27 protein-coding genes are annotated in these 25770 nt (G+C 74.4%); 18 read left to right on the plus strand and 9 right to left on the minus strand.

The genetic code is table 11. From position 1 onward, the window contains the following. Nucleotides 1-5: 5 nt before the first annotated feature. Both ACIBW6_RS29435 and ACIBW6_RS29440 read left to right on the plus strand, forming a co-directional pair. Entirely contained in the window at nucleotides 6-986 is a 981-nt protein-coding gene (locus ACIBW6_RS29435) for a hydroxyacid dehydrogenase (protein ID WP_399064905.1), read from the plus strand. Next, entirely contained in the window at nucleotides 983-2872 is a 1890-nt protein-coding gene (locus ACIBW6_RS29440) for a DUF2264 domain-containing protein (RefSeq protein WP_399064842.1), read from the plus strand. The genes ACIBW6_RS29435 and ACIBW6_RS29440 overlap by 4 nt, the downstream gene beginning before the upstream one ends. Before the next feature lie 100 nt (nucleotides 2873-2972). Here the strand turns inward: ACIBW6_RS29440 and ACIBW6_RS29445 are convergent, their stop codons facing one another. Together ACIBW6_RS29445 and ACIBW6_RS29450 are read right to left on the minus strand one after the other, a co-directional pair. After that, nucleotides 2973-3557 carry a TetR family transcriptional regulator gene (locus ACIBW6_RS29445; protein ID WP_399064844.1) on the minus strand — a complete coding sequence of 195 codons (585 nt, stop codon included), beginning with the start codon at nucleotides 3555-3557 and terminating at the stop codon, nucleotides 2973-2975. A gap of 4 nt (nucleotides 3558-3561) precedes the next feature. Continuing rightward, nucleotides 3562-5013 (minus strand): MFS transporter, encoded by a 1452-nt coding sequence (locus ACIBW6_RS29450; RefSeq protein WP_399064847.1) that lies wholly within the window; start codon nucleotides 5011-5013, stop codon nucleotides 3562-3564. A gap of 209 nt (nucleotides 5014-5222) precedes the next feature. Between ACIBW6_RS29450 and ACIBW6_RS29455 the strand changes: the two genes are divergently transcribed. The 7 genes from ACIBW6_RS29455 to ACIBW6_RS29485 all read left to right on the plus strand — a co-directional run bounded on the left by ACIBW6_RS29455 (nucleotide 5223) and on the right by ACIBW6_RS29485 (nucleotide 12856). Then, the gene (locus tag ACIBW6_RS29455) at nucleotides 5223-6146 is read left to right on the plus strand and encodes a Gfo/Idh/MocA family protein (protein ID WP_399064849.1); all 924 of its coding nucleotides are present in this window, start codon (nucleotides 5223-5225) and stop codon (nucleotides 6144-6146) included. 45 nt (nucleotides 6147-6191) lie between these two features. After that, on the plus strand, nucleotides 6192-7388 hold the full coding sequence (locus ACIBW6_RS29460) for a DUF4032 domain-containing protein (RefSeq protein ID WP_399064851.1): 1197 nt from the start codon (nucleotides 6192-6194) through the stop codon (nucleotides 7386-7388). Nucleotides 7389-8153: 765 nt separating this feature from the next. After that, nucleotides 8154-8975 (plus strand): helix-turn-helix domain-containing protein, encoded by an 822-nt coding sequence (locus ACIBW6_RS29465; protein ID WP_399064852.1) that lies wholly within the window; start codon nucleotides 8154-8156, stop codon nucleotides 8973-8975. Nucleotides 8976-9055: 80 nt separating this feature from the next. Continuing rightward, nucleotides 9056-10093: a PhlD gene (locus tag ACIBW6_RS29470; protein WP_399064854.1), complete on the plus strand. Its 1038-nt coding sequence runs from the start codon at nucleotides 9056-9058 to the stop codon at nucleotides 10091-10093. A gap of 82 nt (nucleotides 10094-10175) precedes the next feature. After that, entirely contained in the window at nucleotides 10176-10856 is a 681-nt protein-coding gene (locus tag ACIBW6_RS29475) for a TetR/AcrR family transcriptional regulator (protein WP_399064855.1), read from the plus strand. 8 nt (nucleotides 10857-10864) lie between these two features. Beyond that, nucleotides 10865-11656: an SDR family NAD(P)-dependent oxidoreductase gene (locus ACIBW6_RS29480; RefSeq protein ID WP_399064858.1), complete on the plus strand. Its 792-nt coding sequence runs from the start codon at nucleotides 10865-10867 to the stop codon at nucleotides 11654-11656. A gap of 105 nt (nucleotides 11657-11761) precedes the next feature. After that, entirely contained in the window at nucleotides 11762-12856 is a 1095-nt protein-coding gene (locus ACIBW6_RS29485) for an acyltransferase family protein (protein ID WP_399064860.1), read from the plus strand. Here ACIBW6_RS29485 and ACIBW6_RS29490 read toward each other — a convergent pair. Next, on the minus strand, nucleotides 12837-13532 hold the full coding sequence (locus tag ACIBW6_RS29490) for a DUF2470 domain-containing protein (protein WP_399064862.1): 696 nt from the start codon (nucleotides 13530-13532) through the stop codon (nucleotides 12837-12839). The genes ACIBW6_RS29485 and ACIBW6_RS29490 overlap by 20 nt on opposite strands. A gap of 166 nt (nucleotides 13533-13698) precedes the next feature. Between ACIBW6_RS29490 and ACIBW6_RS29495 the strand changes: the two genes are divergently transcribed. Genes ACIBW6_RS29495 through ACIBW6_RS29505 form a run of 3 tightly spaced genes read left to right on the plus strand, consistent with a single transcriptional unit; the run spans nucleotide 13699 to nucleotide 15062 of the window. Beyond that, nucleotides 13699-13986, plus strand: a complete 288-nt coding sequence (locus ACIBW6_RS29495) for a plasmid mobilization protein (RefSeq protein WP_399064864.1) — start codon at nucleotides 13699-13701, stop codon at nucleotides 13984-13986. 48 nt (nucleotides 13987-14034) lie between these two features. Beyond that, the gene (locus ACIBW6_RS29500; protein WP_399064866.1) at nucleotides 14035-14652 is read left to right on the plus strand and encodes a VanZ family protein; all 618 of its coding nucleotides are present in this window, start codon (nucleotides 14035-14037) and stop codon (nucleotides 14650-14652) included. 5 nt (nucleotides 14653-14657) lie between these two features. Continuing rightward, complete coding sequence (locus ACIBW6_RS29505; RefSeq protein ID WP_399064868.1) at nucleotides 14658-15062, plus strand: ATP-binding protein; 405 nt, start codon at nucleotides 14658-14660, stop codon at nucleotides 15060-15062. A 90-nt stretch (nucleotides 15063-15152) separates the two neighbouring features. Here ACIBW6_RS29505 and ACIBW6_RS29510 read toward each other — a convergent pair whose 3' ends face one another. Both ACIBW6_RS29510 and ACIBW6_RS29515 read right to left on the minus strand, forming a co-directional pair. Next, the gene (locus ACIBW6_RS29510; protein ID WP_399064870.1) at nucleotides 15153-15800 is read right to left on the minus strand and encodes an MBL fold metallo-hydrolase; all 648 of its coding nucleotides are present in this window, start codon (nucleotides 15798-15800) and stop codon (nucleotides 15153-15155) included. Beyond that, nucleotides 15800-16885, minus strand: a complete 1086-nt coding sequence (locus tag ACIBW6_RS29515) for an S-(hydroxymethyl)mycothiol dehydrogenase (protein ID WP_399064871.1) — start codon at nucleotides 16883-16885, stop codon at nucleotides 15800-15802. Before ACIBW6_RS29515 ends, ACIBW6_RS29510 begins: the two co-directional genes overlap by 1 nt. 395 nt (nucleotides 16886-17280) lie before the next feature. Here ACIBW6_RS29515 and ACIBW6_RS29520 point away from each other — a divergent pair, with 395 nt between their 5' ends. Further along, the gene (locus ACIBW6_RS29520) at nucleotides 17281-18069 is read left to right on the plus strand and encodes an ABC transporter permease (protein WP_399064873.1); all 789 of its coding nucleotides are present in this window, start codon (nucleotides 17281-17283) and stop codon (nucleotides 18067-18069) included. 53 nt (nucleotides 18070-18122) lie between these two features. Here ACIBW6_RS29520 and ACIBW6_RS29525 read toward each other — a convergent pair whose 3' ends face one another. The 3 genes from ACIBW6_RS29525 to ACIBW6_RS29535 all read right to left on the minus strand — a co-directional run bounded on the left by ACIBW6_RS29525 (nucleotide 18123) and on the right by ACIBW6_RS29535 (nucleotide 19198). Continuing rightward, nucleotides 18123-18611: a glutathione peroxidase gene (locus ACIBW6_RS29525; protein ID WP_399064875.1), complete on the minus strand. Its 489-nt coding sequence runs from the start codon at nucleotides 18609-18611 to the stop codon at nucleotides 18123-18125. 127 nt (nucleotides 18612-18738) lie between these two features. After that, nucleotides 18739-18951 (minus strand): hypothetical protein, encoded by a 213-nt coding sequence (locus tag ACIBW6_RS29530; RefSeq protein ID WP_399064877.1) that lies wholly within the window; start codon nucleotides 18949-18951, stop codon nucleotides 18739-18741. Nucleotides 18952-18994: 43 nt separating this feature from the next. Beyond that, nucleotides 18995-19198 carry a hypothetical protein gene (locus ACIBW6_RS29535; protein WP_399064879.1) on the minus strand — a complete coding sequence of 68 codons (204 nt, stop codon included), beginning with the start codon at nucleotides 19196-19198 and terminating at the stop codon, nucleotides 18995-18997. A gap of 77 nt (nucleotides 19199-19275) precedes the next feature. On the opposite strand from ACIBW6_RS29535, the gene ACIBW6_RS29540 reads away from it, so the two are divergent. Together ACIBW6_RS29540 and ACIBW6_RS29545 are read left to right on the plus strand one after the other, a co-directional pair. Continuing rightward, nucleotides 19276-19839 (plus strand): chloramphenicol phosphotransferase CPT family protein, encoded by a 564-nt coding sequence (locus ACIBW6_RS29540; protein ID WP_399064881.1) that lies wholly within the window; start codon nucleotides 19276-19278, stop codon nucleotides 19837-19839. A gap of 85 nt (nucleotides 19840-19924) precedes the next feature. Next, complete coding sequence (locus tag ACIBW6_RS29545; RefSeq protein WP_399064883.1) at nucleotides 19925-21499, plus strand: MFS transporter; 1575 nt, start codon at nucleotides 19925-19927, stop codon at nucleotides 21497-21499. Here ACIBW6_RS29545 and ACIBW6_RS29550 read toward each other — a convergent pair. Beyond that, nucleotides 21494-21937, minus strand: coding sequence for an SsgA family sporulation/cell division regulator (locus ACIBW6_RS29550; RefSeq protein ID WP_399064886.1), 444 nt, complete (start codon nucleotides 21935-21937; stop codon nucleotides 21494-21496). The two genes, ACIBW6_RS29545 and ACIBW6_RS29550, sit on opposite strands and share 6 nt — an antisense overlap. A 259-nt stretch (nucleotides 21938-22196) precedes the next feature. Between ACIBW6_RS29550 and ACIBW6_RS29555 the strand changes: the two genes are divergently transcribed. From ACIBW6_RS29555 to ACIBW6_RS29565, 3 genes are all read left to right on the plus strand, one after another. Beyond that, nucleotides 22197-23768, plus strand: coding sequence for an ATP-dependent DNA ligase (locus ACIBW6_RS29555; protein WP_399064887.1), 1572 nt, complete (start codon nucleotides 22197-22199; stop codon nucleotides 23766-23768). Between the two features lie 116 nt (nucleotides 23769-23884). After that, entirely contained in the window at nucleotides 23885-24370 is a 486-nt protein-coding gene (locus ACIBW6_RS29560; RefSeq protein ID WP_399064889.1) for a cation:proton antiporter regulatory subunit, read from the plus strand. A 4-nt stretch (nucleotides 24371-24374) separates the two neighbouring features. Continuing rightward, nucleotides 24375-25616 carry a cation:proton antiporter gene (locus tag ACIBW6_RS29565; protein ID WP_399064890.1) on the plus strand — a complete coding sequence of 414 codons (1242 nt, stop codon included), beginning with the start codon at nucleotides 24375-24377 and terminating at the stop codon, nucleotides 25614-25616. Nucleotides 25617-25770: the final 154 nt, after the last annotated feature.

Consider the following 25770-nt stretch of genomic DNA (forward strand, 5'->3'; position numbering starts at 1 on the left):
TCGCCATGTCCCCCCAGGCCGCGGCGGCCGTCTTCGCGCCGCGGTCCGTGGCCGCGCTCACGAAGGTCTGCGACCTGGCGCCCCTGCCTGTCCTGGACGACCTGACGACCGTGCGCGCCAAGGAGCTCCTCGCCGACGTCGAGGTCCTGATCACGGGCTGGGGGTGCCCGCCGCTCGACGCGGACGTCCTCGCCGCGGCGCCCCGCCTGCGGGCCGTGGTGCACGCGGCAGGGTCGGTGCGCAGCCACGTCACCGACGCCTGCTGGGAGCGGGGCATCGAGGTCAGCTCGGCGGCCGCGGCCAACGCGCTGCCGGTCGCCGAGTACACCCTCGCGATGCTGCTGCTGCACGGCAAGCACGTCCTGGAGCGGGCCCGCGACTTCCGGCGGGACCGGGCCCGCGACGCCTGGCTGCTCACCTCGCACGACGTGGGCAACTACCGTCGCACGGTGGGCCTGTTGTCGGCGTCCCTGATCGGCCGCAGAGTCATCGAGCTGCTGCGCCCGTTCGACTTCGAGGTCCTGCTGCACGACCCGTACGTCACCCCGGCAGAGGCGGCCGAGCTCGGCGTGGAGGGGGTGGAGCTGCCCGACCTGTTCACGCGCAGCGACCTGGTGAGCGTCCACACGCCGCTGCTGCCCGCCACGCGCGGTCTTGTCAGCCGTGAGCTGCTCACCTCCATGCGGCCCGGCGCCGCGCTCGTCAACACCTCGCGCGGCGCCGTCGTCGACCAGGACGCGCTCACCGACGTGGTGCGGGCGGGCCGCATCCGGGCGGTGCTGGACGTCACCGACCCCGAAGTCCTCCCCGCCGACCACCCGCTGTGGCAGTGCCCGAACGCGCTGATCACTCCGCACCTGGCCGGTTCGCAGGGCAACGAGTGGCAGCGGCTCGCCGACACGGCCGTCGGCGAGCTGGCCCGGTGGGCCGCGGGCGACGGTTTCGCCCACCCCGTACGACGCGAAAGGCTGGCGTTCCTGGCATGACCGTTACTGGTGGTACGAGTCTCCCCTTCGACCTTCCCGCCGAGGACCGGGCGCTGAGCCCGTACACCGGCTACACCCGCGCCCACTGGGAGGCCGTCGCCGACGGTCTGCTCACGGCCGCCTGGCGCTGGGCCACCCCCGGCGGCGCGCTCCTCGACCTGCCGGGCCGCCCGTCCGCGTCCGGGGTCCGCTCGGACGGCCTCGAAGGGTACGCGCGGACGTTCCTGGCGGCCGGGTTCCGGATCGCGGGCGCCGACGGCAAGGACCCGCACGGCTGGCTGGAGCGGTACGCGAGCGGCCTCGCCGCGGGCACCCGGACGCCGGGCGCGGACGACGCCGAGTCGTGGCCGCTGATCCTCGACCACCACGTGCAGGGCCAGCCGATGGTCGAGTCGGCGTCGGTGGCGCTCGGCCTCATGCTGACGCGACCCTGGCTGTGGGACCGGCTCGACGGCGACGTGCAGGACCGGGCGGAGGCGTGGCTGCGGGGCGCGGTCGACCACACGCCCGCGCCGAACAACTGGTACCTCTTCCCCTTCATGGTGGCGTCGTTCCTGGAGTCGGTGGGCCGGGGCGACGCGGCCACGGCGCGCGCCGTGGAGCGGGCGCTCGGCCTGATGGAGACGTGGTACCGGGGCGACGGCTGGTACGCGGACGGCGACGGGCGGGCCTTCGACCACTACAACGGCTGGGCGCTGCACCTGTATCCGATGCTGCACGCCCGCCTCCGCGGCGACGCGGCGCTGGCGGCCCGCTTCGGCCCCCGGCTGCGCGAGCACCTGGAGGCCTTCTCCCTCCTGTTCGGCGGGGACGGTGCGCCGATCCACTTCGGGCGCTCGCTCACCTACCGGTTCGCGGCCGCCGCGGCGGTCGGCGTCGGCGCCGTCACCGGCCACACGCCGCTGACGCCGGGAACCTCGCGCCGCCTCATCAGCGGCAGCCTGCGCTACTTCCTCGACCGGGGCGGTGTCACCGATGACGGCCTGCTGAGCCTGGGCTGGCACGGTCCGCACGCGGCCACGCTCCAGCCGTACTCGGGGCCCGCGTCCCCGTACTGGGCGTCGAAGGGCTTCGTCGCCCTGCTCGCCCCGGCCGACGACCCGCTGTGGACCGCGACGGAGGAGGCGGCCCCGAGCGAGGGCCCCGACCGGGTGCTCGCGCTGCCGGCGCCGGGGCTGCTCGTGCAGTCGACCGGGGCCGACGGGATCGTGCGGCTGCACAATCACGGCAGCGACCATGTCCGGCCGCACGAGGGCGAGTCCGCGGCGCAGGACGACGCGCTGTACGGCCGCCTTGCGTACTCCACGCACACCGGGCCCACCTCCCTGGCGAACGTCGCGGACAACCATCTCGGCGTCGAGGTCGGCGGCGCGGCGAGCGTCCGGCGCCGCATCCATCCGCTGGGCGCCGGGCAGGGCGACGGCTGGGGCTGGGCGGCGTCCTGGCACCGGCCGGTCTTCGCCGCCGGGCCGCCGATGGTGCCGGGGCTGCGGGTGGAGAGCGTGACCGTGGCGCGGGGCCGTCACGAGCTGCGCGTCCACCGGGTGGCGGGGGCGCCGCACGGTACCCGGGTGACGCTCACCGGATGGGCCACCGACGCGCTCCGCTCCGAACTGGTGGGCCTGTCCGGGTGGGACGGCCTGGAGTCGGTGCGGGCGCCGCAGGGGACGGCGTACGAGGCGTGGGTGCGGGTGCCGCGGCTCTCGGCCGGGCTTGAGGGGGACGGGGTCTTTGTGGCGCTGGCTGCCCTTGGTGGGGAGTCCGGTGCGGGGCTCGCCGAGTCGGTGAGCGAGGTTGTCGTTGCTGGTGAGGAGGTGACGGTGCGCTGGGCCGATGAGGTCGAGACCGTGGTCGGGTTCGAGCCGCTGCGCGTGCGGTGCGCGTGAGTGGGGGCCGGGCGCGCAGTTCCCCGCGCCCCTGGGGCGTTGCGGGCGGCCTGCATCGTCAGGGGCTGGCCCCACGCAGCCCTGGAACAGCCGGGGCCGGTTACGGCGTGAGGTGGGCCTGGACCGCCGGGGCGTAGCGGTCCACGATCTCCTCGATGTCCGTGGCCCGCACGTGCGGGCCACGGGCGATGCCGTACATGACGCCGAGGCCGAGCAGCATGGAGACGGCGAGTTCGGCGCGCAGGCCCGCGTCCTCGCCGGTGAGGCGTTCGCCGAGGCGGCCGCTGACCTGGGAGCGGAAGTTGGCCCGCAGGATCTCGCCCTGCTCGCCGTGGAGCGGGGCGAAGACGATGCGCAGGACGGGGTCGGCGCCGCGCTCGGCGTGTCCGGTCAGGACGTGGCGGACCATGTGGGCGCCGAGCCGGTGCAGGGGCGCGTCGAGGAAGGCCTCGACGTCCGCCTCGAAGTTCATGACGCGGGAGAACAACGCGTCCTTGTTCCCGAAGTACTTGAGGATGAGCGGCGGGCTGACCCCGGCCCGCTCGGCGATCGCCTTGAGGGTGATGTCGCCGTGGGCGTGCCGGGCGAGCAGGTGGCGGGCGGCCGTCATGATGGCGGCCCTGGTCGCCTCGGCGTCGCGCCGCCCCGCGCCCGCCCCCGGCGCGTCGGCGTAGGCCGTGCTCATCACGTCAGACCCCCTTCGCGGCGACCGTCGGGACGGCGGCGCCCGCGCCCTGCGGTGCGGGGTCGGAGGGGACGGTGAGGGCGACGGCCGTGGCCACCAGCGCGACCGTGCCCGCCATCGCGAAGGCGAGCTGGTAGCCGGAGAGGGTCGGCACCTCGGCGCCGCCCACCCTGGTGGTGTGGTGGACGAGCACGGCGGCGACGGCGGCGCTGGAGACGGCCTGGCCGATGGTGCGCATCAGGACGTTCACCCCGTTCGCGGAGGCGGTCGCGCCCGGCGGGACGGCGCGCAGGATCAGCGTGGGCAGCGCCGAGTAGGCGAGGGTCGTACCGGTCGACACGACGGCCGCGCCGACCAGGACGACCCACAGGTCGGTGCTGTCGGCGATCCGCACGGCGTAGCCGAGGGCGAGGACGACCCCGCCGGCGGCCAGCGTGACGCGGGGGCCGCGCGCGGCGGAGATCCGGGCGGAGACCGGGGAGAACAGCAGCATGATGACGCCGCTGGGGAGCATGCACAGGCCGGTCGCGACGATGGACAGGCCCAGGCCGTAGCCGGTGGCGACGGGGGCCTGCACGAGCTGCGCGGTGACGAGCGAGTTGGCGTAGAACGCGAAGCCGGTGAAGAACGCCGCGACGTGCGGCAGTCCGACGCGGCGGCCCACGGCGAGCCGCAGGTCCACCAGTGGGCTCGCGGTGCGCAGTTGCTGCCACGCCCACAGGCCGAGGACCACGACGGCGCCGGCGAACAGGCCGACGACGCGGGCGCCGGCCCAGCCCCACTGCCCGCCCTGCGAGACGCCGAGCAGCAGACCGGCCAGGCCCGCGGCGAGGCCGAGGGTGCCCAGCGCGTCGAAGCGGCCGGGGGCCCGGACCGGTGATTCGCGCACCGCCCACCAGGCGAGGGCGAGCCCGAGCGCGCCGAGCGCGCTGGTCGCCCAGAACATCACGTGCCAGTTCGCGTACTGCACGATCAGCGCGGCCAGCGGCAGTCCGAGGGCGGCGCCGACGCCGACGGTGGAACTCATCAGGGCGACCGCGGAGTGGGTGCGGTGCGGCGGGAGTTCGTCGCGCAGGATGCTGATGGACAGCGGCACCACGGCCGCCGCGGCGCCCTGGAGCGCGCGGGCCGCGATGAGGACGCGGATGTCGGAGGTGAGCGCGCAGAGCACGGAGCCGACGGTCATCAGGGCGAGCGCGATCAGCAGGACGCGCCGCTTGCCGTACATGTCGCCGGCCCGGCCGAGGACGGGGGTGAGGACGGCGCCGGCGAGAAGCGTCGCGGTGACCATCCAGGACACGGCGCCGGGAGAGGCGCCGGTGAGCCGGGGCAGATCGGGCAGCAGCGGGACGACGACGGTCTGCATGACCGCCATGAGGATGCCGCCGAAGGCGAGCACGGGCACGGTGAGGCGCTCGCGCAGGCGCGGCGGCACGGGTATCGCAGCGGCGTCCATGGGGTCTCCTGCTCGGGACGCGGGCCGGGGACCGGCGCCGGGAGATGGGGTGAATACGCATTCACCCGCGAGGTGAATCATTATTCACCACCGCGCGTGCCGCTGTCTGTGCCCGTCGGGGGCCGGGCGGTGGCCCGGCGGGGCCCGCGCCACGCGCCCGGGGCGCCCGCGCCTGCGGTTCCCGGGGCGTCCGGGCGATACTGCCCCTCATGACCTCGACCGACGTACTGCGCTTCGGACTTGTCGGCACGGGCCCCTGGGCCCGGCGGACCCACGCCCCGGCGCTCGCCGCCCATCCGCACACCGCGTTCCTCGGCGTCTGGGGCCGCCGCCTAGAGGCCGCCGCCGCGCTCGCGGCGGAGCACGACGCCACGGCGTACGAGGACGTGGACGCCCTGTTCGCGGCGTGCGACGCGGTGGCGTTCGCCGTGCCGCCGGACGTACAGGCACCCCTGGCGGCCCGGGCCGCGGCGGCCGGCTGCCATCTGCTGCTCGACAAACCTGTCGCCACGGAGCCGGACGCGGCGCGCGCCGTGGCGGAGGCGGTCGACGCGGCGGGCGTCGCCTCGGCCGTCTTCTGCACGCTGCGCTACGCGCCCGCCCCCGCGGCCTGGATCGCCGAACAGGCGGCCGTCACGGACTGGTTCACCGGACGCGCCGACTGGTACGGCGCCCTCTACACGCCGGGCGACGACGCCGAGGTGCGGGCCTCGACGCCGTGGCGGGCCGAGCGCGGCGCCCTGTGGGACGTGGGCCCGCACGCGCTCTCGGTGCTGCTGCCCGTTCTCGGCGACGTGGTGGAGGTGACGGCACGGCACGGCGCCGGGGACACCGTGCATCTCGTCCTGCGGCACGCCTCCGGCGCCTCCAGCACGGCGACCCTGAGCCTGACGGCGCCGCGCGCGGCGGCCGGTTCCACCGTCGAACTGCGGGGACCGGCCGGGGTGTTCACGATGCCGTCGGGCGGCGCCGCGCAGGAGTCCCTGGCCGCGGCCATCGACGTCCTGCGGGAGTCGGCGCGCACCGGGGCGGCGGCGCCGTGCGATGCCCGCTTCGGGCTGCGGCTGACCGAGATCCTCGCGGCGGCGGAGCGTTCCCTCACGGCGGACGGCGCCGGGCCCCGCGGCGAGTGACCCGGCGCCGGGGGCCGCCGGTCCGGGCCCTCTACGCTGGGGACCATGCCGCTCCAGATCAGCGCCACCAACCCCGAGCACCCGGTGCTCCTGCTCGCCCTGCCGTGGCACATCCCGCTGGAGGAGTGGCCGCCGGAGCACCTCGTGCCGCTGCCGCGCGGCATCTCCCGGCACGTGGTGCGCTACGCGCGCGCCGGGGACGAGGTCGTCGCCGTGAAGGAACTGGCCGAGCGTCCGGCGCTGCGCGAGTACGAACTGCTGCGCACCCTCGACCGGTTGGGGATACCGTCGGTCGATCCGCTGGCCGTCGTCACGGGCCGCGAGCAGCCGGACGGCACCCCGCTGGAGCCGGTGCTGATCACCCGGCACCTGGGCGGCTCCCAGCCCTACCGGTCCATGTTCGAGACGACGCTGCGCCCGTCCACGGTCCACCGCCTGATGGACGCGCTGGCGGTCCTGCTGGTGCGGCTGCACCTCGCTGGGTTCGCGTGGGGCGACTGCTCGCTCTCCAACACGCTGTTCCGGCGGGACGCGGGCGCGTACGCCGCGTACCTGGTGGACGCGGAGACCGGCGAGCTGCATCCGACGCTGAGCGACGGGCAGCGCGAGTACGACATCGATCTGGCCCGGGTGAACATCAGCGGCGAGATGCTCGACCTGGAGGCGTCGGGGGCGCTGCACCCGTCCATCGACCCGATCGAGTTCGGCACGGAGATAGGGCAGCGGTACGCGAACCTGTGGAGCGAGCTGACCCGCACCTCGGTCTATCCGGCGGGCAAGCACCACTACATGGAGCGCCGCATCCGCCGGCTGAACGACCTGGGCTTCGACGTGGCGGAGATGCAGATCTCCCGTTCGCCGCACGGCGACACCGTCACGTTCGTGCCGAAGGTCGTCGACGCGGGCCATCACCAGCGCCAGCTGCTGCGGCTGACCGGTCTGGACGCGGAGGAGAACCAGGCGCGGCGGCTCCTCGGTGACCTGGAGAGCTGGATGGCGACGCAGGAGGACGCGCCGGGCGCCCGTCCCGAGGTCCTCGCCCACCGCTGGGTGCGCGACGTGTTCCGTCCGACGGTCCGTGCGGTGCGCGACCGCCTCCCGGGCCCGATGGACGCGGCCGAGCTGTACCACGAACTCCTGGAGCACCGCTGGTACTTGTCCGAGCGCGCCCAGCACGACATCGGCCTGGACGCGGCGGCGGAGGACTACGTGCGCACGCTGCCCAAGGCGGACCGAGGCTGACCGCATCCCTCCGGCGCCGGGAAGGGGCGTGCCGCTTCCGGCCGCGGACGGCGCGATTCTCGCCAACTTCCGGATCGGTGGCTCCGGCGGCGCGGGGCCGCCGCGTGGAGCACCGGACGTGGTGGGCGGGGTCGCGCGGCCGGTGGCGGGCGGCGAGCCGGGTGGGCGGGGGCCCGGTGCGTCCGGTCTTGCCGGGGCGCCTTCGGCACAGGACGGTCCGCTCGTCCGCCGACAGCCGCCGGCACCGGTACACGGCGCTCTACAGGCCTGTGGCGAGCACAAACGCGGTCAGGGGAGCGTCGCTCCGGCCGTCCGCGGGCCCGCGGCGCGCCGGTGGCGGAGGGAGACCGGGCGCGGTCGGTGCCGTGGCCGCTACGTAATGGCGAGTGACGGCACCGACCGCAGCCAGTGACCTCCGGACCTCGCTCGCCGACGAGCGCGGGACGTGCGTCGTGCAACGCATATTCCGGCCACATCGAGCAATTAAGTGGCCCGGTCCCGCTACCTCTTACGCGAACAGCCCGAAGGCTCGTGAGTTACCCGACGCCGGGAAATTTCGGCCATTTTCGAGCGGCCCGGCACAGGTGCCTCATCCCTGTGTCTACGTGCTCACAGACGATGAAACCGGCAGGTGGGTAACCCCGCACGAGACATCATGACGGAGTGTCTGATCGTTTTCTTCGGGCAATGTTTATTACCAAAGGCGATGGGAGTATTTAGACTGCTCACGCTCAACCCGGCGTGTACGAAGAGGGATTACCCACCATGAACAAGAAGGCGCTCCGCGCCCTGCTCCGTGAACGGCGTGCCCTCATAGCCCCCGAGTCCCACGGCTTTCAACGCCCCACGGGACAGGGGCGGCGCGCGCCCGGCCTGTCGCAGCACCAGGTCGACCAGCTGCTGCACCGGACGCTCGGGACGTACCACCGTCTGGAGTCGGGGAGTTACCCGAGCCCGCCGGCGGATCTGTTGCGCGACGTGGCCCGCCTGTTCGGCCTGAACGAGCAGGAATGGGTGCTGCTGTGCCGGTACGCCCTGCTCCAGGATCCCCCCGGGCCGCTCTACCTGTCGTCCGGCAAGGAGATCCCGGGCGTCTGGCAGGAAGCGGTCGACGGCATCAACCACATCGCCTACGTGTCCGACGCCTCCTGGGACCTGCTCGCCTGCAACAGGGCCTTCACCGAGCTGTTCCCGGGCGATCAGCCCCCGACGAACACGATGCGGTGGATGCTCCTGGACCGGCACGCGCACCACATGCTCACGGACTGGGCCACCTCCTGGGCGCCGCTGCTCCTCCCCCAGCTGCGGGCCGCCCTGGCCGCGCGCCCCGAGGACGACACGCTGCGCCAGATCGAGAAGGAGGTACTGGCCGACCCGGAGGCCGCCGCCATCTACGAGGCGGGGGGCTCGGCCATCCACCCGGACGGCGACGAACGGCCGCTGCTGCACGCCCGGTTGGGCCCCGGCTGGGCGACGATGTGCGCGGCGCAGCCGCTCACCACTCCGGGGGCACGCCTGATGATCCTGGTCTTCCACCCGGGCGTGCGGCGGGCCCATCCGCGCATGCCCGCGCTACAGGCGGGCTGACGCCCCTTCAATCGTCACACATAATTGACGTACGTTGATCCGGCCCCCCACACCCCCTCCAGATCCGTGGGAGCCACCACATGTCCGTCTACGTGTCCCGACCGCGCACCGTCCTGGGTTCCCACAAGGTGACCACCGACGAGATCGCGGACGACATACGCGCCCATCACCCGGACCATCCCCGCCTGGCGGCGGCCGTCCGCGCGGTGCAGGGATGCGGTGTCCACACCCGCTACTTCACCCGGCCGCTCACCGCGGCGACCGCGGCGGACGCCGGTGTCGGCGAGCGGGCCCGCGGCGCCTTCGCCGACGCCCTCGACCTCGCCCAGGAGGCCGCCGAGGGAGCGCTGGCCGACGCCGGCCTGACCGCCGCGGAGCTCGGCGGCATCGTCACCACGCACTCCACCGGCTGGGCGGTGCCCAATCTCGACGTGCAGCTCATGACCCGGCTGGGGATGCGGCCCACCGCCCGCGCCCTCGCGCAGACGACGCTCGCGTGCACGGGGGGCACCAAGTCCCTGATCCGCGCGGCCGACATGGTGGCCGCGCGGCCCGCCGACCCAGTTCTGGTCGTCGCGGCGGAGGTGATCTCCGCCGTGTACCACCACAGCGACACGGGGATCGACGCGATGATCTACAAGGCGCTGTTCGGCGACTCGGCGGGCGCCGCCGTCGTCAGCGGCGAACCGCTGGGCCCGGGCTTCGCCGTCGAGGACAGCCACGAGCACGTCCTGCCGGACAGCGCGCACTTCTTGAGCGGCCGGATCACCTCGGACGGGCTGCACTTCGACGCCACGAAGGAGGGACGGGCCGCGTCCCGCGACGCGCTGCCGCCGCTCCTCGGCTGGCTGGACGGCCGCCGCAGTGACTTCGCGGTGATCCACCCGGGCAGCCCCCGCATCATCGCGGACACGGCGGCGGCCCTGGAGCTGGACGACCACGCGGCCCGGCACTCCACCGACACCCTCACCGACGAGGGCAATCTCGGGGGCGTCAGCGTGCTGCGCGTCCTGGAGCGGACGCACGACGCACCGCCCGCCCCGGGCGCCCGGGGCTCCGTGGTCGCCTACGGCCCCGGATTCGCCACGGCCGCCCTGCACGGTCACTGGCACGCCTGACACCACCCCGACGCGACCCCACCCCATCCATGTCCCACCGGGACTCATGTCCCATCGGGACATCCAGGTGTACGCTGAACCCATGAAGGCGAACGAGGGCTCCCCCACCCCGCCCCCCGAGGACCGTCGGCAGGTCAAGGCCCGCCGGACACGGGAGGCGCTGGCGGAGGCCGCCGTCGAGCTGGTGCTCGCGCACGGGCTCGGCGAGGTGACCGTCGAGGCGATCGCCGAGCGCGCGGACGTCACGCGCCGCACCTTCAGCCGGCACTTCACCGGCAAGGAGGACGCGGCGCTCGACTTCACCCGCGCGGACGGCGCCCGGATCAACGCGGCCCTGCGCGAGCGGCCCGCGGACGAGCCCCCGCTGCGCGCGTACCGCAACGCGGTCGGGGACTGGCTGGCCGACCGGGAGACCCCCGGCTGGCACCACCGCCCGGTGCTGCGCAGGCTGTACGCCACGCTGGACACGGAGCCCGCCCTGTTCGCCGCGTACGAGCGCATCCGGGTCGACGCCCAGGACGAGTCCGTCCGCATCATCGCCGACCGGCTCGGCACCGACCCCGCCCGGGACCCGCGTCCCGAGGTCGTCGTCGGCGCCGCCGCCGGAGTACTGACCGCCGCGCTGCGCACCTGGGCGCGCGGCGCGGACCAGGACGCCGGAGACCTCGCCGCACTGGTGACGCGGGCCTACGACGAACTCATCGGGGAGGCCGCCCGATCGGCGGCGACCTCCGACCTCGCAAGCAGAGCAAGCAGAGAGTGACACGCACCATGAGCACCACCCCCACCACCGGCAGGATCACCGAGTACGCCACCGAGTTCACCGGCCGGACCGCACTGGTCACCGGCGCCGCCTCGGGCATCGGCCTGGCCACCGCGCGCCGCCTCGGCCGCGGCGGCGCGCGCGTCGTCATCGCGGACTACAACGAGCAGGGCGCGCGGGAGGCCGCCGAGACGCTGACGGGCGAGGGTGTCGAGGCCGCCGCCGTCGCGCTCGACGTGACCCGGCCCGCCTCGGTGGAAGCCGCCGTCCAGTTCGCCGTCGACACCTTCGGCGGCCTCGACCTGGCCGTGAACAACGCGGGCATCGGCGGCGCCAGCGCCCCGACCGGCGCGTACGACATCGACGTCTACGACCGCGTCGTCCGCACCAATCTCGACGGCGTCTTCTACTCGATGCGCTACGAGCTTCCCGTCATGGAGGCCGCGGGCCGCGGCGGCGCGATCGTGAACGTCGCCTCCATCCTCGGCTCGGTCGGCTTCGCGGGCTCCCCCGCCTATGTCGCCGCCAAGCACGGCGTCGTCGGCCTGACCAAGACGGCGGCCGCCGAGTACGCGGCCCAGGGCATCCGCGTCAACGCGGTCGGCCCCGGCTTCATCGAGACGCCGCTGCTCAAGGAGATGGACACGGCCGCCTACCAGGGTCTCGTCGGCCTGCACCCGGCGGGCCGCCTCGGTCTCGCCGAGGAGGTCGCGGAGCTGATCGCGTTCCTACTCTCGGACCGCGCCTCGTTCGTGGCGGGCAGCTACCACCTGGTGGACGGCGCCTACACCGCCGTCTGACCCGGGCGTCGCGCCCGTCGCTTGTCTCCCGGCCGCAGTCATGGAACGGTCTGCGGAGGGCAGGCGGGGGACGTGGTCCGGCTCGGGGAGGGGCGCAGCGGCGCGATGGCACAGCAGGCAGCACACGGCATATCCGGCGGCGGCAGGGCGCGTGAGTCGTACTTCGACAACGTGAAGTACCTGACCATCGTGCTCGTCGCCTGCGGGCACGCCTGGGAACCGCTGACGTACGGAAGCCGCGCCGTGACGGCCGTGTACCTGACGGTCTACGCCTTCCACATGCCGGCGTTCGCGCTGGTGTCGGGGTACTTCTCGCGCAGTTTCGACATGGCGCCCGGGCGGCTGAAGCGGCTGGTGACGGGGGTCGTCGTCCCGTACGTCGTCTTCGAGGTGGCCTACACGCTGTTCTACCGGTGGCGGCAGGACGACCCGGGCTATCCGATCAGCCTGCTGGACCCCTGGTACCTGATGTGGTTCCTGGTGGCGCTGTTCGTCTGGCGGCTCTCGACGCCGCTGTGGCTGCAACTGCGCCACCCCGTGCCGGTCTCGCTCGCGCTGGCGACCGGGGTGTCGATGATGCCGGACGCCGGCGGCGACCTGGCGTTGCAGCGGGTGCTCCAGTTCCTGCCGTTCTTCGTGGTGGGGCTCGTCCTGCGGCCCGAGCACTTCGCGCGGCTGCGTACCTGGCGGGTGCGGTGGGCCGCGGTGCCGGTGGCGCTGGCCGCGGTGGCGGCCGCGTACAAGGTGGCGCCGTGGTTCGACGCCGGGTGGTTCTACCACCGCGGGGCGGTGGAGGGCCGCGGGGTGCCCGGGTGGGCGGGGCTGCTGGCGACCCCCGCCCTGTTCGCCCTCGCCCTGCTGCTCACGGCCTGCTTCCTGGCCTGGGTGCCGGGGCGCGAACTGTGGTGCACGGCGCTGGGGACGGGGACGATCTACGCGTATCTGCTGCACGGTTTCGTCATCAAGTCCGCGCGGTTCGGTGGCTGGTACGCCCATCCCTGGCTGCACACCCCGCTCGGGGAGCTGGCGGTGACGGCGACGGCGGTCACCGGCATCACGCTGCTGTGCACGACCCCGGTGCGGCGCGTCTTCCGGTATGTCGTCGAGCCGCGGATGGACTGGGCCTTCCGGCGGTCCCCGCGGCGGGCCGGGGCCGAGCCGTCGGCCGCGCGCGAGAAGGTCACCTCCGGCGGCGGGTGACCGCCTGGGCGGAGGCGAGCAGGCAGTGCATGCGTTCGGTCAGCGCGGTGAGGTCGTCGGCCGGGCTGTGGAACGGGATGCGGACGTCGGCCTGGCCGCGGGTGCGCTCCAGGCGCAGGGTCAGGCCGTGCCGGTCGACCGCGAGGGGCTGGACCCGCACGACGCCGTGCAGGCTGTCGGGGGCGATGAGCCGGGTGAGCTGTTCGACGGCCTCGGGGTGCGCGTCGGCGAGGTGGGTCAGCAGGCGGGGTTCGGCGAGGGCCAGCGGGTCGGGGGAGGCCGCGGCGAGTTCGCCGAGCGGGATGCCGAGGCGTTCGGTGCGGGTCTGGAGCACGGCGCGCGCGGGGCGCAGCACGAGGTCCTCGCCGTCGGGCACCAGCTCGCCGGAGAGGAAGAGCCGGGACCTGACCCGGTCGCGGACGGGGACGGGGGCCGCGTCGGCGAACTCCAGGAGGGCGGTGGGACGGCCGTGCGGGGAGCAGAGCACGGCGGCGGCGAGCACGCTGTCGGGCGGCGGCCCGATCCGCACCGTGCCGTCCTCGCGGACGCGGTGCGCGCCGATGAGGTCGTCCTGGCCCACGTCGGTGGTGACGCCGCAGCTCCACGCGGCGGCGAGCACGGAGCGTGCGCGGGTCGCCGTGGTGGGCACGGCACTGGCGATCTGTCGGACACCCATCCTGAACCTCCATTAGGTAAGCCTTGCCTAACTTATCGGAGATCGCCGACGGGGGTCCACCCCGCGGCCCCGTGTCGTCGCCCGGCCGCAGGACGGACATCACGCGAACGGGGGGTGAATATGCCGTACGGACCCGCGCCCCGATCCGGGGCGGCATCATGCGGCCATGGACGGTACTGCGCTTCTGCGGGAACTCTTCACGCCCGACGAGTACGAGGCGGTCCAGGGGCACGCGGACCACCTGGGCGTGACGGTCGCCGAGTACGTTCGCCGTACGGCCGCCGAACGGGCCCTGGGACGACAGCACTTGACGGAGGCCATCGAGACCCAGGCCCTGCAGCTCGGCAAGACGCCGATACCGCAGGTGGACCGGGCGCGCTGTGAGGGCGGGGCGTCGTCGCCGGCCGTGGAGCGCTTCCTCGACGCGCTGGCCCATCCGACGGAGGAGAGTTGACACACCGTCAGTCGGCGTGTTCCGGGCCGGGCCGGGCACAAGGGGTCCATGACATCGGTGACGGAAGGACCCCGTAATGCGGACGCGGCCCGTCCGGGGAACTGGTGGCGGGTGCTCGCGCGGGTGCTGGTGGCCCTGGTCGCGTTCGCCGCGCTCGTCCTGTTCTCCGCCGTGCTGGCGCGTCTCACGCTCACCCCGTCCCCGGCCTCCGACAAGATCGCCGGGTCCAATCTGCGGCCGGGCGCCTCGCTGCGCCAGTACGCGGAGTCGTACACGTTCCTGGCCGCGTGCAAGCAGATCGGCGGCAATCTCCTGCTCGGAGCCCCGTTCGGCCTGCTGCTGCCGGTGCTCGTGGGGCGGCGGATGCGGATGCTGCGGGTGCTGCTGCTGACCGCGCTCGTCATGGTGCTGGTGGAGCTGGCGCAGGGCGCGCTCGTGCAGGGCCGCGCGTTCGACGTGGACGACGTCATCCTGAACACCACGGGCGCGCTGATCGCGTACGTGCTGATCGGCCGGCGCATCGGGCACGGGTACCACGCGCTCGCGGGTCCCGCGACGCGTCCCGCCACGCGCCCGTCCCGGCGCCCCCGCCTGCCCGCGACGCTCCGCAGGAGCCGCACCGGTCACCGCGGCGGCGTCCGTGCCGGAGACTACGAGAGGAAGTGATCGTCATGCGAGCGCTCCGGAGCGCCGAACGGCGTGCCGCACGCGTGGAGTACCTGATGCCGCGGGGTGCGAACGCCGCCCGCTGGGCCCGCCGTCTCACCCGGTCGTTCCTGGCGGGACGGACCGACGAGACCGCGGCCGACGCCGAGCTGGTGGTCTCCGAGCTCGTCACCAACGCCACGCGGATCTCCGAGCAGCGGTGCCGGATGAGTCTGCGCATGGACGCGGGTGAGCTGATCGTGGAGGTGCGCGACGACGGCCCCGGGCTCCCCGAGCTCAGGACCGTCCCGCCGCTGGCCGAGTCCGGCCGCGGCCTCGCCCTGGTCCACGCGCTGGCCCAGCGGTGGAGCGTCCAGCCGGACCGGCGCGGGAGCGGCAAGACGGTACGGGCGGTCTTCGCGCCCGCCTGACCGCGCTCCGCCCACCGGACCGGTGGTGCGGCGTGGTGCGTCCGGCCGGGCGGCCGTCGAGACGGCCGCCCGGCCGGACGCATCCACATGTCAGTGGCCGCGCTTGATCCACTCGTCGAGGCCCGGCGCCTCCGCGCCGATCGTCGTGCTGTCCCCGTGCCCGGTACGGACCTCGGTCCGTGGCGGCAGGGTCAGCAGCCGGTCGCGGATCGAGTCGATGATCGTGGGGAAGTCGCTGAAGGTGCGTCCGGTCGCGCCGGGGCCGCCCTGGAAGAGGGTGTCACCGGTGAAGACCGTGCCGAGCGCGGGCGCGTACAGGCTGACCGCGCCGTGGCAGTGCCCCGGGGTGTGCAGCACGGTCAGCTCCACGCCGGCGACCGTCAGCCGCTGCCCGTCCGCCAGTTCGGCGTCGGGGGCCCGGTCCGGGTGCGTCCGCCGCCACAGCTCGGTGTCGGCGGGGTGCAGCAGGATCGGTGCGCCGGTGCGCGCGGCGAGGGCGGGCGCCGCGTCGATGTGGTCGTCGTGCGCGTGGGTGCAGACGATCGCGACGAGCCGCCGGTCGCCGACGGCCGCGGCGATGGCGTCGGCGTCGTGCGCCGCGTCGATGACGAGCACCTCGGAGTCGTCGCCCACGAGCCAGACGTTGTTGTCGACGTCCCACGTGCCGCCGTCGAGGGAGAACGTACCGGACGTGACCAGGTGCTCGACGCGTGCCCCGGTGGAGCCGGAGGCCGCCATCAGAACATCACCACCGAACGCAGCACGTCACCGTGGTGCATCCGCTCGAACGCCTTCTCCACGTCGGCCAGGCCGATGGTCTCGGTGACGAACGCGTCGAGGTCGAGCCGGCCCTGGAGGTACAGGTCGATGAGCATCGGGAAGTCGCGGGAGGGCAGGCAGTCGCCGTACCAGGACGACTTGAGCGCGCCGCCGCGTCCGAACACGTCGAGCAGCGGCAGTTCGAGCCGCATCTCGGGGGTCGGCACCCCGACGAGCACGACGGTGCCCGCCAGGTCCCGCGCGTAGAAGGCCTGCTGGTAGGTCTCGGGCCGGCCGACCGCCTCGATGACCACGTCCGCGCCGAAACCGCCGGTCAGCTGGCGCACGGCCTCGACCGCGTCCGTGGAGCGGGAGTTGACGGTGTGCGTGGCGCCGAGCGAGCGGGCCGTGGCCAGCTTCTTGTCGTCGATGTCCACGGCGATGATCTTCGCGGCGCCGGCCAGGACGGCACCGACCACCGACGCGTTCCCCACGCCGCCGCAGCCGATGACGGCGACGGAGTCGCCGCGGCCGACCTCGCCGGTGTTGATCGCGGCGCCGAGGCCCGCCATCACGCCGCAGCCGAGCAGCCCGGCCGCCGCGGGCGACGCGGAGGGGTCCACCTTGGTGCACTGGCCCGCGGCGACCAGCGTCTTCTCGGCGAACGCGCCGATGCCGAGGGCCGGGCTGAGCTCGGTGCCGTCGGCGAGGGTCATCTTCTGCCGCGCGTTGTGGGTGTCGAAGCAGTACTGGGGCCGCCCGCGCCGGCAGGCGCGGCACTGGCCGCAGACCGCGCGCCAGTTGAGGATGACGAAGTCACCGGGCGCGACCTCGGCGACCCCCTCCCCCACCGACTCCACGACGCCCGCCGCCTCGTGCCCCAGCAGGAAGGGAAACTCGTCGTTGATCCCGCCCTCCCGGTAGTGCAGATCCGTGTGGCAGACCCCGCACGCCTGGATCTTCACGACGGCTTCGCCCGGCCCCGGGTCCGGCACCGTGATCGTCTCGATCGCCACCGGTGCGCCCTTGGCCCGCGCGATCACGCCCTGCACCTGCTGTGCCATGACGGTCAGCCCTCTTTCTTCTCGGCGTCGTCCTTCTACGCTCTGTCGCCCGCCCATCGTCCCGCACGGACGGGGCGTGGCACAGCACCGGTGCCCAGGTGGGAGCGGTTGACGCGGGTTCGGCGCAACCGGCCGGCCACCACCGGTCCGCCGCGCCGGCGACGCCGGGGGCCGGTGCACCTAGGGCCTGTCTGACAATTCCCTCCCCCAGCCTTCGGCCGGGAGGTGCCCCCAGCCCCGCGACGCCTGGCACGCGCTCTCGCCGCACCGGGCACCAGGCCAAGTACGTCCAGTACGAGGCCTTGCACCCGGCACGCCGAGAGCACGCACCAGACGCCGCGGGGCCGCCCTCCGGGCGACGACGGGAATTGCCAGACAGACCCTAGGCTGCCGGGATGCCTGAGCGACCCGTGGCGGCGGCCACGCTCCTGCCCGTCGACGGCGCCCTCGGTGCCATTCTCGTCGCCCTGCTGCTCGTGGCGGCGGCCACCGCCGCGGTGTTCCGGCTCGCCCCGGACTCGTCGTGGCGGCGGGCCCGGGAGATCGCGGTGGCGGGCGTCCGGGCGGCGCTCCAGCTCGGGGCGGTCTCGCTGGTGATCGGCTGGGTGGTCCACCACGGAGTCGCGCTCCTGGGGTTCGTCCTGCTCATGGCCGGTGTGGCGGCGCGGACCGCGGGCCGCCGGATCACCCCGGACCGCAGTTGGCGGTGGGCGGCGCTGCCGATCGTCGCGCCGGTGGCGCCGGTCGTCGGCGCGCTGATCGCGGTGGGGCTGCTGCCGGCCCGCGGCATCGCCCTGATCCCCGTCACCGGCATCCTCGTCGGCGGGGCGCTCACCGCGACGGTCCTCGCGGGCCGCCGCGCCCTGGACGAGCTGGCCGCCCGCCACGGTGAGGTCGAGGCCTGCCTGGCGCTCGGTCTCCTGCCCCACGAGGCCCGCCTGGAGATCGCCCGTCCCGTCGCGTCCGACGCCCTGCTCCCCGGTCTCGACCAGACCCGTACGGTCGGCCTGGTCACGCTGCCCGGCGCGTTCGTCGGGATGCTCCTGGGCGGTTCGTCCCCGGTCATGGCCGGGGCGGTCCAGCTCTTCGTCCTGGTGGCGCTGCTGGCCGTGCAGGCGGTCGCGGTGGCGGTGACGGTCGACCTGGTGGCGCGGGGCCGCCTGCACCGGCCGCCGCCCGCCTGACCGCCGCGCCGGGGGACGGGCCCCGGGCGCGGGCGGTCGCGGCGGGTGCGGGTTCAGCGGGGCAGAGCGGCCTCGACGGCCGTGGTGACCTCGGGCGCGTCGGGCTCGGTCTGCGGGGCGAAGCGGGCCGCGACGGTGCCGTCGGGAGCGATCAGGAACTTCTCGAAGTTCCACCGCACGTCACCGGTGTGCCCCTCGGCGTCGGCGGTGGCGACCAGCCGCTGGTAGAGCGGGTGCCGCTCGGCGCCGTTGACGTCGACCTTCTCGGTCATGGGGAACGTCACGCCGTACGTGGCCGAGCAGAACTCGGCGATCTCGTCGGCGGTCCCGGGCTCCTGGCCCATGAACTGGTTGCAGGGCACGCCCAGCACGGTGAAGCCGCGGTCGGCGTACTGCTCGTGCAGCCGCTCCAAGGCGGCGTACTGCGGGGTGAGGCCGCACTTGGAGGCCACGTTGACGATGAGGACGGCCTGGCCCTGGTACCGGTCGAGCTGGGCGGGGCCGCCGCCGAGGGCGCCGATCTCGGTGTCGAGGACGGACATGGAACTCCTTGTCTCGGGTCCGGCGCGGGGGGCGCCGGTCCGCTCATTGTGCGCCGGACCCCCGGGCCGGCCGGCAGGGGCCCGGCCCCGAGCAGGTCCGGCCGGGCCGACGGGCGGCACGCGGCCGTCACCCGGCCGCGTAGGTGTGCGCCGGTGCTCCGCGCCACTCGATGTGCGGGGAGTCGCCGAGCACGATGTCCTCCGCGTTCTCCAGGCCCGCGCGGCGCAGGAACTCGATGACGTCCGCGTCCGAGTGCGCGAGCCCGAGGGGCACGGCGTGCGCCGTGACACTGCGCCCGCCCCCGGGGGACGGCCGGTGGACGACTACCACTGGACCCATATGCCCACCCCCGAGCCGTGGAGGGCCGACGGGCGCGCGTCCGTCACGACGCACCCCCGCTCTCGCGCGCCCGGCGGCGCAGCTCCACCGTGGCGGCCGGGGTCAGCCGCTCCCCCGCCAGCACGCGCGACAGGCGCAGCAGCCGCCGGCGCAGGGCCGTGCGCCCGGGCTGCTCGGCCAGCCGCCGGTAGGTCTCGGACCATTCCTGCTGGGTGCGTACGAGGTCGTCGGTGATGGTGTGCCGCATAACCAGGATTAGATCGCATGTTCGAATTTCCGTGCAAGCGGAGCCGCGGCGCACGGACGGCGTGTGATCATGCCCGCATGACCACGGGCCGCATCATCTTCCTCAACGGGACGTCCAGTTCGGGCAAGTCGAGCATCGCCCGGGAGCTGCTCGACCTCCTGGACGACGGCGTCTTCTTCCATCTGGCGGTGGACGGCTTCAACGCGATGCGTACCAAGCGGGAGCTGGGCCCCGCGGAGCTCGACGCGGCGCTGCGCCGCACGCGCGAGGGCTTCCACCGCGCGGTCGCGGCCATGGCCCAGGTGGGCAACGACGTCGTCGTGGACCACGTGCTGAGCGAACCCTGGCGGCTGCGCGACTGCCTGGACGTCCTGCCCGCCGAGAGCGTCCTGTTCGTCGGCGTGCGCTGCCCGCTCGACGAGCTGACCCGCCGGGAAGCGGCCCGCGGCGACCGCCCGGCCGGCCTCGCCGCGCTCCAGTACGACCAGGTGCACCGGCACGGCGTCTACGACCTGGAGTGCGACACCGGTGCCATGAGTCCGCGCGCCTGCGCGGAACGCATCAGGGACGTCCTCGCCGACCGCCCGTACCCGACCGCGTTCACCCGGCTCCGGGACCGCGAGCCTGCGGCCCGGCCGTGACCGGAGGGGCCCGCCCCGCGGAGGAGGACGAGGCAGGGGTGGCGACGCCTCGCGTCCGGGCCCGCCGTCCCCCAGAATGTGCCCGATGACTGACACGGTGCACCCCGGCCCGGACGCCGCCCCCCAGGTCCGGCTCGCGTCGGCGCGCGGGCGGTGGATCCTCGCGTGCGTGGTCCTGGCGTCGGGCATGGCGATGCTCGACGGAACGGTCGTGAACGTCGCCCTGCCGACCATGGGCCGCGACCTCGGCGCCTCCCTGTCCGCGCTGCAATGGGTCGTCAACGCCTACATGCTGACGCTCTCCGCGCTGCTGCTGTGGGGCGGGGCGATGGGCGACCGGATCGGCCGGCGGCGCACCCTGGTGCTCGGCGTGGCGTGGTTCGCGCTCGCGTCGGCCCTGTGCGGTCTCGCGCCGGGCGAGGGGACGCTGATCGCGGCACGCGCGCTGCAAGGCGTCGGCGCCGCGCTGCTGACACCGGGGTCGCTCGCGCTCGTGCGGTCCGTCTTCCACCCCGACGACCAGGCGCTGGCCGTCGGCGCGTGGTCCGGCCTCACCGGTGTCGCGGGAGCGCTCGGCCCGTTCCTCGGCGGCTGGCTCATCGACGGGCCCGGCTGGCGGTGGATCTTCCTCATCAACGTGCCGCTCGCCGCGGCCGTGCTCGCCGTGGCCCTGCGGTACGTGCCCGAGAGCCGGGACGCCACCGCGGCCGACGCCCCCTTCGACCTGCTCGGCGCCGTATTGGCCGCGCTCTGCCTGGGCGGGGTCAGCTACGCGCTGATCGGCGCGTCCGGCACGGCCTCGGCGCTCGCGACCGGGCTGCCCGCGCTCGTCGGCGTCGCCGCGGGCACCGCGTTCGTGCTGGTGGAGCGGCGCCGGGCGGCGCCGATGCTGCCCCCGTCGCTGTTCGCCTCGCGCCTGTTCAGCGCGACGAACGCGATGACGCTGTGCCTGTACGCGGGGATCGGCGGCACCCTGTTCCTGCTGCCGGTGCAGCTCCAGATCACGCTGGGCTACGACGCGCTGCAAGCGGGCACGGCCACGCTGCCGGTGACCGCCCTCATGCTGCTGCTCTCCGCCCGGGCCGCCGACCTGGCGCACCGGGTCGGGCCGACGCCGCCGCTCGTCGCCGGTCCGCTCGTGGCCGCGGCCGGGGTGCTGCTCATGCTGCGGATCGGGCCCGGTTCCTCGTACGCGACGGGGGTCCTGCCCGCGGTCGCCGTGCTCGGTCTGGGGATGAGCCTGTTCGTGGCCCCGCTGACGGCGACCGTCCTGGCGTCGGTGGAGCCGGAGCGCGCCGGGCTCGCGAGCGGGGTCAACAACACGGCCGCGCGCGTGGCCCAGCTGCTGGTCGTGGCCGGGCTGCCGCTGGCGGTGGGGCTGTCGGGCGCGGCGTACACCCGGCCCGCCGCCGTGAACGCCGCCTTCCACCGGGCCGCGTACGGCTGCGCCCTGCTGTTCGCGCTGGCAGCCGTCGCGGCGGCGCTGTTCGTGCGGCCGCGCCATGTCCGCCCCCGTCTCGACGACGCGCCGCGGCCGCAGTGCCGGTCCCATCTCGGCGTCGCGGCACCGGCGCTGGAGCCCGGCGACGAGCGGTGCGCCGACCGGCCCCGTCCGCCGCGGTCCGCGGCGCCGGAGTCCGGGTCCGCGCCTCGCTCATAGCCGTCCCGGGCGCCCCAGCAGCAGGGCGAGAGCCCGGTCGACGACGCTCGTCACGTCCTCCTCGCCCGCCGGGACCAGGGCGTACGCGCGCTGGAGGAACCGGTGCAGGGCGGCGGTGTCGAAGTGGACGACGGCCATCCCCCCGGGCGCGTGCAGCTCGACGGCGGTACGGGCCCGGCCGCAGGGCCACACATGCACGTCACCGGCGCCGGAGGGCAGCCGCAGCCCCTCGTCGAGGAGGGCGCGGGCGAACTCCCACGTGACGTCGGACCCGCCCAGGGTGACGGCGGCCGGGAAGACCAGCTGGACCGCGAGCGGGTCGGCGGAGGCGTACCGGAGGCTCACGGTGACCGCGCGCTCCGGGCCGTCCGGGCCCTCCGCGGTGATCAGGCGGGCGCGAACGGGCTGTTCGAGAGTGGCGGGCAACGTGGTCGGCATGGCGGGCTCTCTTTCTGCGCTGGGTGGTACCTGATGCCCGTTCGACGTGGCAGCGGGACGACGCATGACGGCAGAACGTGAGCAGTCCGGTGTGACCCGCACCCCTTGCCCCGTCCACCTCTCCATATTCCGACATATCTCGCTTAACGTTTCAAAGGTGACGCTCGATCCGCGGTCGTGCCGTTCCGCCGCCCGCGGTCGCCCCCGGCACGCCGGCAGGCCGCGTGCGCCGGTCGCGGACCCGTTGCACCATGGCTGCATGCTCTTTGCCCGGCTGGCCCAGGTGTCCCAGGAGGTCGCCGCCGCTTCGGCGCGGTCCCGGAAGATCGAACTGCTCGCGGAGCTGTTCCGGGACGCCGACCCGGACGACGTACCGATCGTCATCCCGTACCTGGCGGGACGCCTCCCGCAGGGGCGGCTCGGCATCGGCTGGCGGGTGCTGGGCGAGCGCGTGCAGCCCGCCGCCGAGCCGCGGCTGAACGTGCAGGACGTCGACGCCGCGCTGACCGCGCTCGGCGACGTGGCCGGCGCCGGATCGCAGGCCGAACGGCGCCGCCTGGTCGGCGAGTTGATGGCGGCGGCGACCGAGGACGAGCAGCGGTTCCTGTTCGGCCTGGTGACCGGCGAGGTGCGCCAGGGCGCGCTGGACGCGGTCGCGCTCGAAGGGCTCGCGCGGGCCACCGGCACTCCGCCCGGCGACGTCCGGCGCGCGGTGATGCTGGCGGGCGGGCTGCAACCGGTGGCGCGGGCGCTGCTCGCCGGCGGCCCGGACGCGCTCGCCGGGTTCCGGCTCACCGTGCGCCACCCCGTGCAGCCGATGCTGGCGCACTCCGCGGGATCGGTCGCCGAGGCGCTCGACAAGCTGGGGGCGTGCGCCGTGGAGGAGAAGCTCGACGGCATCCGCGTGCAGGTGCACCGGGACGGGGACGAGGTCCGGATCTTCACCCGCACGCTCGACGACATCACCGACCGGCTGCCCGAGGTGACGGCGGCGGCGCGGGAGCTGCCGGGTGAGCGGTTCATCCTGGACGGCGAGGTGATCGCGCTGGACGGGACCGGGCGCCCGCGGGCCTTCCAGGAGGTGGCCGGGCGGGTCGGGTCCCGGGTGGACGTGGCGCGGGCCGCCCGCGCGGTGCCCGTCTCGGCGGTCTTCTTCGACGTGCTCTACCTGGACGGGGCGGATCTGCTGGACCTGCCCTTCGGCCGGCGGCACGAGCGGCTCGCGCTGCTGGTGCCGGAGCCGATGCGGGTGCGGCGGACCGTCGTCGAGGACCCCGCGGAGGAGGGGCAGCGGGCCGCGGCGCAGGAGTTCTTCGACGCGACGCTGGCGCGCGGGCACGAGGGCGTCGTCCTCAAGGGCCTGGAGGCGGCGTACAGCGCCGGACGCCGGGGCGCGTCCTGGTTGAAGGTGAAGCCCGTGCACACCCTCGACCTGGTGGTGCTCGGCGCCGAGTGGGGGCACGGACGGCGGACCGGGAAGCTGTCGAACCTGCACCTGGGCGCCCGGCGCCCCGACGGGTCGTTCGCGATGCTCGGCAAGACCTTCAAGGGGCTCACCGACGCGCTGCTGAGCTGGCAGACGGAGCGGCTGCGGGAGCTGGCGGTCGGGGACGACGGGCACGTGGTCACGGTCCGCCCCGAACTGGTCGTGGAGATCGCCTACGACGGTCTGCAGCGGTCGACGCGGTACCCCGCGGGGGTGACCCTGCGCTTCGCGCGGGTGGTGCGGTACCGCGAGGACAAGACGCCCGAGCAGGCGGACACGGTGGAGACGGTGCTGGCGGCCCATCCGGCTCCGGTCACGCCCCCGGCCACGCCCCGGGACAGCTGACCGTTTCTTTGCCAAAACATGAACCGTATAGGGTGACAGTCGCAGCGAAAGATGCATGCGCCACCTAATGCCCGCCGGGACCGCAGCCCGGCACCCGCACGGACAAGGGGAGAGACGTGCCCGCTTCACGCCTGAGCAGGACACCATTGCCGGGGATCGGCTTCCGCTACGACCTCACGACGCGGGAGCAGCGCCAGCTCTCCGTCGTCGCCCACCGGGACGGGGGCCGCACGCTCAACGCCTACCAGGCCGACGACCCGGACGCCTGCGCCCTGTCGCTCAAGCTGTCCGCGGGCGAGGCGGCGTACCTCATCGACGCGCTGATGCCCTCGCACCACAGTCCGAACCTGCTGCACACCACCGACCTCGGCCTGGTCGCCGAGCGGATCGAGATCCCCGGGGTCTCGCACTGGAACGGGCGGGTGCTGGGCGAGACGCACCTGCGCACCGAGACGGGCGCCTCCATCGTGGCGGTGCTGCGCCGGGCGGAGGCGATCCCCTCGCCGACCCCGGACTTCCGGCTCGCGGGCGGCGACACGGTCATCGTGATCGGCACCCGCGAGGGCGTCGAGGCCGCGGCCGCGATCCTGGGGCGGGAGTGACCGGATGCACTCCGCTGTCTTCCTCATCGAGTTCGGGGCGATCATCCTGGCCCTCGGCCTGCTCGGCCGGCTGGCCGGGCGGCTGCGGTTCTCGCCGATCCCCCTCTACCTCCTGGCGGGGCTCGCGTTCGGCGAGGGCGGGCTGCTGCCGCTCGGCGCCAGCGAGGAGTTCGTCGCGATCGGCGCCGAGATAGGCGTGATCCTGCTGCTGCTGATGCTCGGCCTGGAGTACACGGCGAGCGACCTCGTCAGCAACCTCAAGACGCAGTACCCGGCCGGGCTCGTCGACATGACGTGCAACGCGCTGCCGGGCGCCGCCGCCGCGCTCCTCATGGGCTGGGGTCCGGTCGCGGCCGTCGTGCTCGCGGGCGTCACCTGGATCTCGTCGTCGGGCGTGATCGCCAAGGTGCTCGGGGACCTCGGACGGCTCGGCAACCGGGAGACACCGGTCATCCTGAGCATCCTGGTCCTGGAGGACCTGGCGATGGCCGTGTACCTGCCGATCATCACCGCGCTGCTGGCCGGGGTCGGCTGGGCCGCGGGCGGCCTCACGCTCGCCATCGCGCTGGGCGCGGCCGGCCTCGTGCTCTTCGTGGCGGTCCGCTACGGCCGGCACATCTCGCGGTTCGTGTCGAGCGACGACCCGGAGAAGTTGCTCCTCGTCGTGCTCGGGCTGACGATCCTGGTGGCCGGGATCGCCCAGCAGCTCCAGGTCTCCGCCGCCGTCGGCGCGTTCCTCGTCGGCATCGCCCTGTCCGGCGAGGTCGCCGAGGGCACGCACACGCTGCTCTCCCCGCTGCGGGACCTGTTCGCCGCGGTGTTCTTCGTCTTCTTCGGCCTGCACACCGATCCGGCGAGCATCCCGCCGGTGCTGCTGCCCGCGCTGCTCCTGGCCGTCGTCACCGCCTGCACGAAGATCTTCACCGGGTACTGGGCCGCGCGCCGGGCCGGTGTGTCGGTGAAGGGACGGTGGCGGGCCGGCGGGGCGCTGGTCGCGCGCGGCGAGTTCTCCATCGTGATCGCGGGGCTCGCCGTGACGTCCGGCATCGAGCCCCGGCTGGGCCCGCTGGCCACGGCGTACGTGCTGATCCTGGTGATCGTGGGCCCGCTCACCGCCCGGTACACCCAGCCGCTGGCCCAGCGGCTGCTCGCCCGGCGCTCGCCCGGGGCCGCCGCCGCGGGGGCCGGCGTGCCGGGGCCGCGCGCGGCGGAGGACCCCGCGCCGGTGGACGAGCAGATCGGCTGAGCGCGGGACGGGGCCGGAGCAGGACCGGTACGGGACCGCACGAGGACGGGGGGCGGGGGGGGGGGAGCCGGGGGGGGACCCCCCCCCCCCCCGCCCCCGCCGGGGGGGGGGGGGGGGGGGGGACAATAATAAGGGGGGGGGGCAGGGCGCCCGC

Origin of the sequence: Streptomyces sp. NPDC049813, from assembly GCF_044465085.1 — a bacterium.
Lineage (GTDB): Bacteria > Actinomycetota > Actinomycetes > Streptomycetales > Streptomycetaceae > Streptomyces.

What these genes read in the sequence shown, in the direction of transcription:
- ACIBW6_RS29435 (WP_399064905.1), top strand. Translation starts at nt 6, where the DNA reads ATGTCCCCCCAGGCCGCGGCGGCCGTCTTCGCGCCGCGGTCCGTGGCC.
- ACIBW6_RS29530 (WP_399064877.1), bottom strand. Translation starts at nt 18,951, where the DNA reads ATGGGTCCAGTGGTAGTCGTCCACCGGCCGTCCCCCGGGGGCGGGCGC.
- ACIBW6_RS29515 (WP_399064871.1), bottom strand. Translation starts at nt 16,885, where the DNA reads ATGGCACAGCAGGTGCAGGGCGTGATCGCGCGGGCCAAGGGCGCACCG.
- ACIBW6_RS29540 (WP_399064881.1), top strand. Translation starts at nt 19,276, where the DNA reads ATGACCACGGGCCGCATCATCTTCCTCAACGGGACGTCCAGTTCGGGC.
- ACIBW6_RS29565 (WP_399064890.1), top strand. Translation starts at nt 24,375, where the DNA reads ATGCACTCCGCTGTCTTCCTCATCGAGTTCGGGGCGATCATCCTGGCC.
- ACIBW6_RS29495 (WP_399064864.1), top strand. Translation starts at nt 13,699, where the DNA reads ATGGACGGTACTGCGCTTCTGCGGGAACTCTTCACGCCCGACGAGTAC.
- ACIBW6_RS29500 (WP_399064866.1), top strand. Translation starts at nt 14,035, where the DNA reads ATGACATCGGTGACGGAAGGACCCCGTAATGCGGACGCGGCCCGTCCG.
- ACIBW6_RS29470 (WP_399064854.1), top strand. Translation starts at nt 9,056, where the DNA reads ATGTCCGTCTACGTGTCCCGACCGCGCACCGTCCTGGGTTCCCACAAG.
- ACIBW6_RS29455 (WP_399064849.1), top strand. Translation starts at nt 5,223, where the DNA reads ATGACCTCGACCGACGTACTGCGCTTCGGACTTGTCGGCACGGGCCCC.
- ACIBW6_RS29545 (WP_399064883.1), top strand. Translation starts at nt 19,925, where the DNA reads ATGACTGACACGGTGCACCCCGGCCCGGACGCCGCCCCCCAGGTCCGG.
- ACIBW6_RS29510 (WP_399064870.1), bottom strand. Translation starts at nt 15,800, where the DNA reads ATGGCGGCCTCCGGCTCCACCGGGGCACGCGTCGAGCACCTGGTCACG.
- ACIBW6_RS29445 (WP_399064844.1), bottom strand. Translation starts at nt 3,557, where the DNA reads ATGAGCACGGCCTACGCCGACGCGCCGGGGGCGGGCGCGGGGCGGCGC.
- ACIBW6_RS29475 (WP_399064855.1), top strand. Translation starts at nt 10,176, where the DNA reads ATGAAGGCGAACGAGGGCTCCCCCACCCCGCCCCCCGAGGACCGTCGG.
- ACIBW6_RS29550 (WP_399064886.1), bottom strand. Translation starts at nt 21,937, where the DNA reads ATGCCGACCACGTTGCCCGCCACTCTCGAACAGCCCGTTCGCGCCCGC.
- ACIBW6_RS29505 (WP_399064868.1), top strand. Translation starts at nt 14,658, where the DNA reads ATGCGAGCGCTCCGGAGCGCCGAACGGCGTGCCGCACGCGTGGAGTAC.
- ACIBW6_RS29525 (WP_399064875.1), bottom strand. Translation starts at nt 18,611, where the DNA reads ATGTCCGTCCTCGACACCGAGATCGGCGCCCTCGGCGGCGGCCCCGCC.
- ACIBW6_RS29535 (WP_399064879.1), bottom strand. Translation starts at nt 19,198, where the DNA reads ATGCGGCACACCATCACCGACGACCTCGTACGCACCCAGCAGGAATGG.
- ACIBW6_RS29450 (WP_399064847.1), bottom strand. Translation starts at nt 5,013, where the DNA reads ATGGACGCCGCTGCGATACCCGTGCCGCCGCGCCTGCGCGAGCGCCTC.
- ACIBW6_RS29480 (WP_399064858.1), top strand. Translation starts at nt 10,865, where the DNA reads ATGAGCACCACCCCCACCACCGGCAGGATCACCGAGTACGCCACCGAG.
- ACIBW6_RS29460 (WP_399064851.1), top strand. Translation starts at nt 6,192, where the DNA reads ATGCCGCTCCAGATCAGCGCCACCAACCCCGAGCACCCGGTGCTCCTG.
- ACIBW6_RS29490 (WP_399064862.1), bottom strand. Translation starts at nt 13,532, where the DNA reads ATGGGTGTCCGACAGATCGCCAGTGCCGTGCCCACCACGGCGACCCGC.
- ACIBW6_RS29485 (WP_399064860.1), top strand. Translation starts at nt 11,762, where the DNA reads ATGGCACAGCAGGCAGCACACGGCATATCCGGCGGCGGCAGGGCGCGT.
- ACIBW6_RS29465 (WP_399064852.1), top strand. Translation starts at nt 8,154, where the DNA reads ATGAACAAGAAGGCGCTCCGCGCCCTGCTCCGTGAACGGCGTGCCCTC.
- ACIBW6_RS29440 (WP_399064842.1), top strand. Translation starts at nt 983, where the DNA reads ATGACCGTTACTGGTGGTACGAGTCTCCCCTTCGACCTTCCCGCCGAG.
- ACIBW6_RS29555 (WP_399064887.1), top strand. Translation starts at nt 22,197, where the DNA reads ATGCTCTTTGCCCGGCTGGCCCAGGTGTCCCAGGAGGTCGCCGCCGCT.
- ACIBW6_RS29520 (WP_399064873.1), top strand. Translation starts at nt 17,281, where the DNA reads ATGCCTGAGCGACCCGTGGCGGCGGCCACGCTCCTGCCCGTCGACGGC.